9 protein-coding genes are annotated in these 12773 nt (G+C 39.3%); 4 read left to right on the forward strand and 5 right to left on the reverse strand.

All coding sequences use genetic code 11. The features are described from left to right. Nucleotides 1-59: 59 nt before the first annotated feature. From AACZ87_RS16830 to AACZ87_RS16840, 3 genes are all read left to right on the forward strand, one after another. Entirely contained in the window at nt 60-1544 is a 1485-nt protein-coding gene (locus AACZ87_RS16830) for a DUF5687 family protein (RefSeq protein ID WP_339868907.1), read from the forward strand. Next, nucleotides 1541-2236 (forward strand): ABC transporter ATP-binding protein, encoded by a 696-nt coding sequence (locus tag AACZ87_RS16835; RefSeq protein WP_339868908.1) that lies wholly within the window; start codon nt 1541-1543, stop codon nt 2234-2236. The genes AACZ87_RS16830 and AACZ87_RS16835 overlap by 4 nt, the downstream gene beginning before the upstream one ends. A gap of 241 nt (nt 2237-2477) precedes the next feature. After that, nucleotides 2478-3590 (forward strand): Fic/DOC family N-terminal domain-containing protein, encoded by a 1113-nt coding sequence (locus AACZ87_RS16840; RefSeq protein ID WP_339868909.1) that lies wholly within the window; start codon nt 2478-2480, stop codon nt 3588-3590. Nucleotides 3591-3680: 90 nt separating this feature from the next. On the opposite strand, the gene AACZ87_RS16845 is transcribed toward AACZ87_RS16840, so the two are convergent. The 5 genes from AACZ87_RS16845 to AACZ87_RS16865 form a co-directional block, all read right to left on the reverse strand. Next, the gene (locus tag AACZ87_RS16845) at nt 3681-5117 is read right to left on the reverse strand and encodes a TolC family protein (RefSeq protein WP_339868910.1); all 1437 of its coding nucleotides are present in this window, start codon (nt 5115-5117) and stop codon (nt 3681-3683) included. After that, nucleotides 5110-8277: an efflux RND transporter permease subunit gene (locus AACZ87_RS16850; RefSeq protein WP_339868912.1), complete on the reverse strand. Its 3168-nt coding sequence runs from the start codon at nt 8275-8277 to the stop codon at nt 5110-5112. Before AACZ87_RS16850 ends, AACZ87_RS16845 begins: the two co-directional genes overlap by 8 nt. A gap of 30 nt (nt 8278-8307) precedes the next feature. Beyond that, nucleotides 8308-9396 carry an efflux RND transporter periplasmic adaptor subunit gene (locus tag AACZ87_RS16855; protein WP_339868913.1) on the reverse strand — a complete coding sequence of 363 codons (1089 nt, stop codon included), beginning with the start codon at nt 9394-9396 and terminating at the stop codon, nt 8308-8310. 170 nt (nt 9397-9566) lie between these two features. Then, the gene (locus AACZ87_RS16860; protein ID WP_339868914.1) at nt 9567-9977 is read right to left on the reverse strand and encodes a hypothetical protein; all 411 of its coding nucleotides are present in this window, start codon (nt 9975-9977) and stop codon (nt 9567-9569) included. 195 nt (nt 9978-10172) lie between these two features. Beyond that, nucleotides 10173-11792 (reverse strand): helix-turn-helix domain-containing protein, encoded by a 1620-nt coding sequence (locus AACZ87_RS16865; RefSeq protein WP_339868915.1) that lies wholly within the window; start codon nt 11790-11792, stop codon nt 10173-10175. A gap of 130 nt (nt 11793-11922) precedes the next feature. Here AACZ87_RS16865 and AACZ87_RS16870 point away from each other — a divergent pair, with 130 nt between their 5' ends. Next, nucleotides 11923-12492 carry an outer membrane beta-barrel protein gene (locus tag AACZ87_RS16870; RefSeq protein ID WP_339868916.1) on the forward strand — a complete coding sequence of 190 codons (570 nt, stop codon included), beginning with the start codon at nt 11923-11925 and terminating at the stop codon, nt 12490-12492. The last annotated feature ends 281 nt before the right edge of the window (nt 12493-12773 follow it).

The raw sequence follows: 12773 nt of genomic DNA on the forward strand, positions 1-12773 counted from the left end.
AGTGATCTTTTACCTATATTTTGAGATCAATTTAGAACCTTATTTACTTTTGAGATTATATGTTATTTGAACTGATTCGGTTGGAATTCCTGAAGAGTTTCCGATCTACTTCATTTGCCAAAAGCGTGATGGTTGCCATATTTCTTGGCTTCCTAGCAATTATGCTTTTGGGATATCTGCTGATAACAGGTATTTTCCTCAATAGAATTCTTCAAGCTTTAGCAGAAGGGCAGGATAGTATTGTTGTGTTGAATTCAGGCCTGATTTTCTTTTTTCTGGTGGAATTCATGTATCGATATTTCCTTCAGAAGTTGCCAGTTATAGAACTTGAAAGTCTTCTGCATTTACCTATTTCTAAAAGGAAAATCATGCATATGCTACTTGGGAGATCCTTTTTCTCTCCACTGAGCATTATCGCCCTGATACTGTTTACTCCTTTTGCGTTTACCGAGATTTCAATTCAATATGGAGTTGCTGGTGCGGTCTCCTGGCTGGGAACTCTCCTGTTTATTAGCTGGACCTTGCATTGGTTTATGCTTTGGTTCAAGCAAAGATTTGAAGATAGTTTGATCGGAGTGGTGATTGTATTTGTCATTTTGCTTTTGGGTGGCGGATCTACTTATATGGGGTGGTTTAATTTGGGAGAGTTAGTTGCTCCTTTCTTCACCTTGGCTATGAGTAGTTTTGTGCCGATGGCCATCATGTTGGTATTGTGTTTTGTTGGATACTACATGGCATTTTCCTACTATTTGAATAATGCTTACCTGGAAGATTTGGCTAAGGAGGAAGAGGCTAGATTTGTGAATCAATCAGTAGGGTTCTTTGCCCGATTTGGTATGGCAGGGGAGTTAGCAAATCTAGAATGGAAGTTAATTATCCGACATAAAAAGAGCCGAACCTTTCTGATGCTTAGTGCTTTTTTTCTGCTTTACGGTACCATTTTCTATGATAATCCAGCTTACCAAGATGGTCCAATGAGGAACATCTTTATTTTCGTAGGAATCTTTATCACCGGAATATTTATGATCCAGTACGGTCAGCTTTTCTTAAGCTGGAACTCTGGGTATTTTGACTTTTTCCTGAGCCGAAGAGATGGTGTTAAAAATTTAGTACGAGGAAAATACCTACTTCTACTTTCTATTTCCTTACTGTGCTTTTTGTTGTCAATTCCCTATGTATACTTCGGTTGGTCATTTCTGTTGATTCACCTGGCTACATTCCTATTTAATGCTGGAGTAATGATCCATTTGATCATTTACCTTGCTCTTTGGAAACCAAAACCTATGGATCTAAATAAAGGCGCCATGTTCAATTACGAAGGTGTAGGAGCAGCTCAATTCCTTATGATTATCCCGATGATGGTTGCTCCGTATGTGATTTATTTACCTTTTGCTATGTTTTTCAATTTCTATGCAGGACTTGCTGCTTTAGGGACGGTGGGAATCGTAGGAATTATATTCTTCAATAAGCTATCCTCTATTAATATTAATCGGGTTTTAAAAAACCGATATGAAATTTCATCTTCATTCCGTCAAGAATTATGATACAAGTAACTAACATAAAAAAGCAATATAAAGAAGCTGTAGTCTTAGATATCCCAAAATTAGATATCCCAAAGTCAGAGTGCTTTGGTTTAGTAGGGAACAATGGCGCGGGCAAAACGACCTTGTTTCGAATCATGCTTGATCTCGTTCGTGCGACGGCCGGAAAGGTGGAAATCGATGCGAGAGATGTGAGTAAAACTGAAGATTGGAAAAAAACTACAGGAGCATATTTGGATGAGCACATGCTCTTGTCCTATCTGACTGCCGATGAGTATTTTCAGACGCTTCGTAAAATCTACGGCCTTTCTGAGGCTGATTTGCAGCTACATTTGAGCAAGTTCACCGAGTTCTTCAATGATGAGATTGTAGGGAAGGAGAAATACATACGTGACCTTTCAAAGGGTAATCTAAAGAAAGTAGGAATCGCAGCTGCACTCATGGGAAATCCTGAAGTAGTCTTTTTGGATGAGCCCTTTGAAAACCTGGATCCTAGTTCTCAGATCCGTTTGAAGAAATTGATCCTTCAGGAAAAGGAAACATCCCAGGTTACTTTTTTGATCTCGAGCCATGACCTTACTCATGTGACAGAGATCTGTGATCGCATAGTGCTCTTAGAAAAAGGTAAAATCATTAATGATCTGAGAGATAAATCAGCCATGCTTGCTGAGTTGGATGCTTATTTCACAGGGTGAGAAACTGGTCGAATGTGTCCAATATTCTGCATATAATGAACATAAGATAGGGGATACCTCTTTTGCTGGACATGTTTGGCTAACCTGTCCATTTTATCTATAAATATGGATGCATTGTCAAGAGACGTCCATTTGGTGGACATATTTTTGCTATATGTCCAATTTTTGGAAATATATGAACATGTATATCGGTTTGTGTTCATATTTTTAATAAATTTGGACACGAAAAGCTTTTAGTCTTATGCCTTACGACAGGAATTTTCCTTATAATGATTTGCCTCTACTTCCACCTTCCAAGGCAGTAGAGGAAGATATCGCAGTATTGAAAAAATTGGTCACTGCATCGAGGGCATTGGCCTCAGTAAATGCCAGCGTACTTCGCTTGCCTAACCCCACTATGTTGGTGAATACGATTGCCCTGCAAGAGGCGAAAAGTTCTACGGCTATAGAGAATATTTTTACCACAGAAGATGAGCTATATAAGGCCGTTTCAGGCTTGATTCAGGAGGAAAAGGCAGACTCTGCTACGAAGGAAGTGCTACGCTATCGAGAAGCGCTGTGGGAAGGATATGCTAAGATGAACCATAAATCCCGAATAGATGAGGAGGTGATTCTGGATGTTTTTCAGGAGGTCAAAAATACCAATGCAGGCTTTCGCTCGCCAGCTACGCAGACGGTTATCAAGCGGGGCAATAGTGAGTTTCGCTCAGGTGAGACTATTTATACTCCACCTAGAGGAGAGCAATTACTTCAGGATTTAATGGACAATTGGACAGAATATCTCGGTAACGACACAGATTTTCCTACAGATCCACTATTGAAAATGTGCATATCTCATTATCAATTTGAAGCCATTCATCCCTTTGCAGATGGAAATGGAAGAACTGGCAGGATATTGAACCAACTTTATCTTGTTAATAGAGACCTTCTTGATCTTCCTGTGCTGTATCTATCCAAATACATCATCGTCCACAAGGAAGATTATTACTATCACCTTGGGTCAGTCACTCAGCGTGGAGACTGGAAATCCTGGATCTTATTTATGCTGGAAGCGGTGGAGAAAACTTCCAAACTGACGGAAGATTTAATCCATGAAATAATTGTGCAGATGGAAGCAACGCTAGACCACGGTAAATCAAAAATCAAGTGGTATTCGAAAGAGGTCAATGAGTTGATTTTTTCACAACCTTATCTCAAATCCAAGACCCTTGGAGAATTGATGGGAGTTAGTTCAAGAACGACTTTGACGAAATATTTCTCAGAGTTGATCGAAGCAAAGATTCTCTTTCCGAAAAAAGACGGAAAGGAAGTGTATTACGTGAATGAAGAGCTTGTCAGGATTTTAGGAGATTAACAAAAAAGTCCCTCCGAACCTTCGGAGGGACTTTTGAATATGCTATCCATTTGATCGTATGGATAGCGGTTCAACCTTTAATCAACCAATTTATTTCCAACCGCCACCAAGCGCTTGATAGATATCAACCGTGGCATGCATTTGTTTCATCTTAGTTTCGATTAATTCAAATTTGGATTCCAGCGCATCTCTTTGAGTCAATAGCACTTCCATGTAATCAGCTCGAGCAGAGTTGAAGAGTTCATTAGAAATGTCCACTGACTGGGTGAGTGCCTGTACTTCCTTAGACTTCAAGTCATAGGTTTGTTCCAAGTTGCTGATATTGGAAAGCTGATTGGCTACTTCTACATAAGCATTCAGGATAGTTTGCTCATAATTGTAGATAGCTTGAATCTGCTTTGCGTTAGCTGTCAAATACCTCGCTTTTATCGCATTTCTATTTATCAGAGGAGCTACCAGTTCACCGGCAAGTGAATAGATCAGTGACTGAGGAGAAGTGAATATGTAGCTAGGGTTAAAAGCATTGAACCCAAGGCCTGCTCTGATTTCCAAAGAAGGGTAGAAGTCAGCTTTAGCCACTTGAATGTCAATCTTCGAAGCCGCTAATTCAAGCTCTGCTTGTCTGATATCTGGTCTGTTAGCCAAAAGCTGAAAAGGAATTCCCGCTTGAACAGCCTTTGGCATAATGTCTCCAAATGCGTTTGGGTTTCTTTCAACTTTCTGTGGGAATCTACCCACCAAAAAGTTGATTCTATTCTCGACTTCTATGATGTCCTGCTGAATACCATACTGAAGACTCTTGGTGTTTAGTACCTGAGCTTCAAACCTACGCACAGCCAACTCAGTAACTCGGGCTGCATTTTTCTGATATTTTACGATTTCAAAAGCATTATTTTGGATCTCGATGTTCTGCTTTACAATTGCCAGTTCATTGTCCAATGCGAGAAGTTCGTAATATGAGTTTGCTATCTCAGCGATCAGATTGGTTACCATGAAGTTTTTACCTTCAACGCTTCCCAGATACCTGGTCATTGCTGATTTTTTAGCATTTCTCAGTTTATGCCAGATATCGACTTCCCAAGTAGCATAGGCTCCTAGCATATAGTCCTGCAAAGGTTCAGGCATTTCCTTGCCAGGCTTGATTTCAGTATTGGCATCATTTGCACCTTGGCTAGTATATCTACCTACTTTATCTACTCCAGCTGCAGCTCCAAGTCCTACCGAAGGCAGTATTTCGCCTTTACGCACTCGAACCTCGTTCTGAGCTATCTGAATTTCCTGCAAAGTGATATTCAATTCCTGATTGTTGCTCAAAGCAGTATCAATCAAGGCTTTCAGATATGGGTCGTTGAAATAGTCTTGCCATATCATAGCTGCAGTATTTGTAGTGTCCTGAGAGCCATTTGCAAAGCTCTCAGGTACTGCATTATTTACATCTTTCTGTACTAGCTCCGGAGTTTTGCAACTAGTCACTGCAAATGTGATAGCCACTGCCCCAAGGCATATATATATGATTCTCTTAAGCATGTGAGTGTTGTTTTTGTTCGGAAAGTGGAGATTCATCTTCGTTCTTGATCAGGTGACGACCATCCGCCAAATTCCCAAATATGAAATACAAGCCAGGTACGATGATTACCCCGAATATGGTCCCGAATAACATACCACCAAGTGCTGATGCACCAATTGTATGGTTACCAATAGCACCTGCTCCTGATGCCACGATCAATGGAATCAAACCAGCAATAAAGGCAAAGGAAGTCATCAGAATAGGACGGAAACGAACTTTGGCGCCTTCGATAGCAGCTTCCAAGATGCTCAATCCTTCCTGACGTTTCTGTACGGCAAATTCCACAATCAACACGGCGTTTTTACCTAATAGTCCGACTAACATGATCAAACCAATCTGTGCGTAGATATCATTATCCAGTCCCATCATTTTCAATAAGAAGAAGGAACCAAATACCCCCGCCGGGAGCGAGAATACTACTGCAAGTGGAATGATAAAACTTTCATACTGTGCTGCCAATACAAAGTAAACGAACACCAATACGATCAAGAAAACGTAAAGAGCTTCATTCCCTCTATTGGATTCATCGTAGGATAAACCTTCCCAAGCAATGTCATAGCCTTTAGGCAATGTTTGAGCAGATACTTCTCTAATCGCCTGTATCGCATCAGCAGTGGTATAGCCTTTGCCCGGAAGGCCTCGAATCGATGCTGAGTTGTACATGTTGAAACGAGTCACCTCATTCGGTCCCTGAGTTTTCTTCATTGTCATGAAGGCTGAGTAAGGGACCATTTCTCCAGCTTCATTCTTCACAAACAGATTCAAAACATCTGAAGGAAGTCTTCTAAATGCAGGATCTGACTGTACGTATACTTTGAAGAATCTACCAAATCGGATGAAACCCTGTTCGTATGTACTACCGATAAGAATGTTCAGGTTTTCCATTGCATCTCCGATAGAAACTCCTTTTTGCATTGCCTTATCATTATCTATTTCCAATTCATATTGAGGATAGTTGGCAGCGAAGAATGTGAACAAACCTGTTATTTCAGGACGTGCACTAAGATCATCCATGAACTTCTTGTTGATCTTGTCAAAATCCTGATAATCAGTTGTGGTAGTCTTGTCTAATAGTCGTAAGGAGAAACCTCCGGATGAACCGAAACCTGGGATTGCAGGTGGTTCAAAGAATTCCACAACGGCACCTAAACCTTTTGATTCCTCTTCCAGTTCTTCCATGATTTCTTTCACGGTATGCTTACGATCGCCCCATGGCTTTAAGTTGATCAAACAAGTACCAGCATTGGAACCACGACCTTCCGTCATGATCTCGTATCCTGCGAGGGATGAAACGGATTCTACTCCATCGATTTCCTCACATATTTTCTGCAGCTTCTGAGAAACCTGATTGGTACGCTCTAATGTAGATCCTGGAGGTGTTTGGATAATCGCATAGATTGTTCCCTGATCCTCACTAGGGATAAAGCCAGCTGGTAGAATTTGGTTTTCGAATACTATACCAGCTCCAAAGAGCAATAGTATACCAAAGGTGAGCCATCTACGGCTTACCATGGACCGAAGTAACTGCACATATTTACCTGTCAACTTATCAAAACCACTGTTGAAGCCATCTAAAGCTTTGGTGAGGATATTTCTTTTCTTCTCTTTTCCATGGTGGTTTTTCAAGAGCATCGCGCAAAGCACTGGAGTCAGCGTCAAGGCAATGATTGCTGAAATCACAATTGAACTAGCCATAGTTATGGAGAACTGGCGGTAGAAAGTACCTACAGGCCCACTCATAAAGGAGATAGGTAAGAATACAGAAACCATTACAGCTGTGATGGCGATGATTGCTCCAGAAATTTCACCAAGAACTCTTTTCACTGCTTGATATGGCGACAAATGAGGCATTTCTTCCATCTTAGCATGCACAGCTTCCACTACTACAATCGCATCATCGACCACAATACCAATAGCAAGTACTAAGGCAAAAAGGGTAATGATGTTGATAGATAGTCCAAACATCTGAAGCACGAAAAACGCTCCGATCAGTGATACTGGCACAGCAATGATTGGAATCAATGTCGATCGCCAATCACCCAAGAATACAAATACAACTAGCGCAACTAGGATAAATGCATCTCGCAACGTATGAATTACCTGCTCTGTAGATGCATCCAAGAATCGGGATACGTCATAACTGATGCTGTAATCCATTCCCGGAGGAAAGGACTCTTTCATTGTCTCCAGTTGCGCTTTTACTTCTTCAATTACATCACTGGCATTACTGCCGTAGTTTTGTTTCAATACAATCGCAGCGGATGGATGACCATCCAGATTGGAGTAAATATCAAAGAATTCACTTCCTAATTCAGTTCTAGCAATATCCTTTAAATGGATACTTTCACCATCAGAATTCGCTCGGATGATGATGTTATCATATTCTTCAGGCTTACTGAAACGACCTTTGTACGTCAATACATATTCCAGAGATTGTGCTTCAATACCCGAGCTTTGTCCGATTCTACCTGGACGGCCTACGATACTCTGCTCTTGCATAGCTTCCATTACCTCATCTACTGAGACATTGTATGCTCGCATACGATCAGGATTCAGCCACACACGCATTGCATAGGTACGGCTACCTAATATTTGAGATCTTGCTACCCCTTTGATTCTGTTGATTTCAGGGATCATATTCACGTTGGCGTAGTTATACAGGAATTTTTCATCCATGTTTTCGCTCTTGGAATACAGATTGACATACATCAACATACTAGGCTGTATAGGTGTGATTACCACACCTTCACGCTGAACGAGTTCGGGTAGAAGAGGCATTACCTGATCCACCCTCGTTTTCACTCGTATTACTGCCTGGTTAGGATCTGTGCCAGGTTCGAAGATGATGTTAATCGTTGCTTCACCTGCAGAAGTAGCATCCGTTGCCATGTATCTCATATCCTGCACCCCGTTGATTGCGTTTTCCAACGTGATCAAGGTGGATTTCACAAGTACATCTGCACTTGATCCAGGGTAGGCTATGAAGATACTTACCGTAGTAGGGGCAATCGGAGGAAACTGAGATATAGGTAGTTGTTTGATAGACAACGAGCCTATAAATACGATAATGATCGAAATCACAATCGCGAGGACTGGTCTTTTTATGAATGTGCTAAACATTATTGTTTCTGGTTTTTATGAGAGAATTGACTACTCTGCATATAAGTCTAACTGAGACAATGCTGTGTGAGGCTGTACAAATTCGTAGTGTATTTCCTCATTCTCTCTTACCAGTCGAAGACCTTCCAGAAGGATTTTGTCACCCTTTTCCAAACCAGCAGATATCACATAGATGTGAGGTATTTCTGCTGCAATTGTCACTTCTCTGGAGCGGATTTTATTTTCTTCATCTACTACATAGACATACTTTTTTTCAAGTACTTCGAAGGTGGTTTTTTGAGGAATTAATAGTGCATCCTTTAAAGGAATACTCATCTCGATATTACCAGTTTCACCGTGTCTTAATAGACCATCCGGATTAGGGAATGTTGCTCTGAAGGCGATGTTTCCAGTTTCATTGTTGAAATCTGCCTCTATAGTTTCTACTACGCCAGGATAAGTGAAGTACTTGTTATTTGCCATTAGTAGATTCACAATGACATCATCCTCACTTTTCACTTCAGCTTTGTACTCTAAGTATTCTGCTTCAGGTACATTGTAATAAACCCACATTTTGCTATTGTCTGAGAATTCAGATAGTAATTCTCCTTCGTCTAGCAAACTACCTTCCCGCACACGGAACCGACCGATAATACCGTCAAATGGTGCACGAATCTCAGTGAATTGCAGGTGAACTTCTGCCAATGCAAGTTCAGCCTTAGCTTTAGCTAATTTGGCTTTTGCCATTGCCAGCTCATTTGGAGCAACGATATTTCTATCTGCCAGCGTTTTGGTGTTTTGATATTCGATTTCTGCAAAATCTACTTCAGCTTTGGCACTTTGTTGTTCTGCTTCGTAAAGCTTAGGCATGATCTTGAACATGATTTGCCCTTTTTTCACAAATTGACCTTCATCTACATAGATCTTTTGTAGATAACCTCTTTCTTGAGCTCGCAGCTCAATATGCTGAATTGAATGTATTTGGGATACATAATCTTTGGTGATTAAGGTATCCATGGTGAGGGGGCTAGTCACCTGAAAGGTGGTTTCCTCTTCGTGATGCTCTTCTCCGTGTGAATTACAGCTTGCGATCCACATTGTGCTGCACAGGCTCAAGAGCATGAAAATTTGATTTTTCATAGGTTGATTTAATAAAAACGATACTTTTTTCCGGGTGATTTTGGGTGGTTGTGTATAGGGAAATACACGAAAACCGTTGAGCATCAAGAGCTATAAGCTGATGTTCTAAGGGTTAATTAAGAAAAAGGGAGTGTTAGGCAAAAATGATTTTCTGCCTCAAAAAAGTAGTATTATATTCTAAATACCTGAATGACTACGTGTTTACGAAGCTCTATTGTATTTGGAACAAACTTGCTGAAATGCAAGTCATGTGATGAAGTTTGAAAAAGAAAACCGAAAATCCGGGTAAAGTATATGGCGCTGAAGTATGCGCTATCTAAAAAGCTATGATTTGTGACAAACTCATCATCCTCCTCTTCAACTTTCGAATTGTTGACGGTAAATATATCACTACCGTGCTCTTTTGTAGCAGAAAAAGATAGGGGATGTTGTTTTGTATTGTTGATTCCTACAGAGGTCTCAAAAGAGCCTCCTGCGCTTTCTAAAGCATTATCACTATCAATGCTGGCATAGATTGCGCTATAGCCACTTGAAATGAGAATACTCAGCGATAATAAGAATCTAACTAGATACTTTGCCATTTGGACACAAACGTATATAAGACCTAGGTAATTGTCAAGGGGACGGTGTTAAATATTCTAATATTCATTCGATTACCGCCTTTATGGACGATTAGGTTGGTATATTATTTTTCATTCTACATAAATATTAGAGGGTAAAATGTTGTTTTCCATCTTCATAGGGCGATTATAGGCCCTTAAGCGTATCTAAAAATTTTATTCTTCTTCCAGTTCTTTCTTTAGAAATCTGGTAGAATATCCAATAAGGTTAGCAACATCTTCTATACTGCTTCCATTTGCAAGTAGCTCTTTTGCATATTCCAATTTGACTGACTTAAGAAATTTTCCGGGTGTGATATCTTCTTCTCTGAAGTTTCTGTTAAGCTGGACAGTATTGGTATTTAGGTAAGTAGCCAAAGCTTCAACAGAATTTATTCTATTGAGGACAATCAGATTCCTCAATTCCTCTAAATCTATTTTAGATTTTCTTGTTTCCTCTGAGCCTTCTGAGAGCTTAGTTTTTTTGCGCCAACGGACAAACCAAAATAGTCCACCAACTATCGAAACAAGTAAGAGGATGGATAAATAGGCTATAATTCTCCTATCAGGAGATTGGATTTCCAATCTGTTGATTGCTGCAGGAATAAAGCTTTTCGAGATTTCTATTGTATTTAAAGAGTATAGTCCATCGATCGCGCCAACAAATATTGAGTCACCGTGGATTATGAATGCTTCCCTATTGAATTCAACTCCTCCAATTACGGGCAATAACTGAGGATATTCTTTAGTATAAACAAAAAGCCCATTTTCAGTTGAGATCCATGTATTACCTAGGTTGTCTTTTTCAATATGGATATTAAATTTTGTGTCAAAAACTTTTTCAAGAGTAGCTGGATCAAGATTTTCTATAGTGTAAACTCCATCGTCAGAAGCCAGGTATAGAATATTCTCAAAAGGATAGATATCTCTTATTTTGGAGTCAAGACTGGCTAATTTTATGGTGTTTTCTCCATTCCAAAAAAAGCAGTTTCCCTCCGCAGATGAAAAAATCAACCCCTCATTAACTTCCACTAAATCCATGTATTCCTGTTCTCTGTGGATAGGGGTCAATTCATAATCATCTGAAAGAAGATTAATGGACTGTGTATTTTGAGTATATAACTTTCCTTTCCATTCCACCATGTTCCTGATATTCCCTGCAAAAACATTAGTGGCAGATTTTATTATACTAGTGGAGTCAGGCGGGTAAAACTTAAGGAGTTCATCTATGCAGAAGTAAAAAGTGCTGTCTAGGTAAACCAAAGGGCCATTAGAGTATGGCGGTAATCCCGAGCGAAGTGCGCCGTTGACAAAAATTCCAGAATAGGTTGATATTACTTTAAGGCTATCATTGATGAAGATATCTCGGATTGAAGCATTGTAATAGCTTTTGGAATAATGGTCGAAAATATAGTATTCAAAAAGGGAACTACCGCTGGCTATAAATAATCTAGAATCTTTAACCGCCGAAGTAGTAATAAATAATCCTCTTTGAGGAATTAGATCTTTCATACCACTGGCATCAAACAGCTCAGAATTGGGGATGTAATCGGACTCGTAAAACCCCTCTTTAAAAAACACATAGGTTTTCTCGAACTGTGATTTTTGTTGTATCCAATTATCTTCCTCCATTTTATAGAGGTATTCGCCGATTTTAGCATATACCTCTCTTCCTACATTAAAAACATTGCGGACTGGAGAGGAAAAATTATGCTTGGTCACAAATACAGTGTCCTGAGCTTTTATTCCTATAAAATGGCTAAAAAATATAATTAAACTTAGAAATAGTCGCTTCATGCTCAAAAATTACATTCAAAAATAACAAGATTAATAAATAAAACAGCTCCTGTAATAAAAGAAACAAAATCAAAATTCCTCAACTGGGTTTGTATTCTGATTTTCGCTTAAATTTTAAACTATATAAACAATGAAAAAATTTCTATTAGTTATTTCTGCAATTGTAGTGGGCATGTCTTTTTCTCTAGCCCAAACTCAAATCAAACCTGGAATAGGGATTAATGCAACCAATGTAACAGGTGATGGAGCTGATGCAAAAGGTCAAGTGGGTTGGCAATTAGGTGCCAGCGTTGCTTTCGGTGAGAAATTTTATTTCGAGCCTGGGGTTTTCTACCAAAGTTCTTCTTTTGAATACACAGATATCAATCAGGGACCTGCGACAGATGCTTCTTATCATGGTTTCAGAATTCCTGTCGCCGTAGGTTTAGACGTGTTAGGAAATGCTGATTCAGCATTCGGTCTTAGAATCTTTGGTGGAGGTTCTACTTTTATTGTGACAGGGACGAGCGATGAATTTTTGGATAAAGACCTAGTAGAATCTCCTCAATGGGGAGTTTTTGCTGGAGCAGGATTGGATATAGCTATCTTTTACATTGATGCCAGTTATCAGTGGTCTCTTACAAATGTTCAAAAAGATGTTGATCAGATAGATCTGGGTAAAACCAAAGGCTTCTTCCTAACTGCTGGATTAAGGTTTTAATCAAGATTTTTAAAAAAAACCAGATGGATATAGCGCTATCTGGTTTTTTATTGTTTTACTGGCAATATGTTTTGACAACATTAATTAATTGCAAAAAAAAATTGAATTTCTTCTATATTCTTGAAATAGGGTTCTTTTTAAATTAAGATTTTTTTACTTTAGAAATCTTGAATTCCAGTCATTTAAAAACGCGAATCGACTTAACCCGTGTTCAAAAAAATAATAAACCCTTAAGGCTGTCTGAATTAAAGTATTGGTTGTTAGTAAGTTGTTTCCTTTCT

Origin of the sequence: uncultured Algoriphagus sp. (assembly GCF_963974365.1) — a bacterium.
Taxonomy (GTDB): domain Bacteria; phylum Bacteroidota; class Bacteroidia; order Cytophagales; family Cyclobacteriaceae; genus Algoriphagus.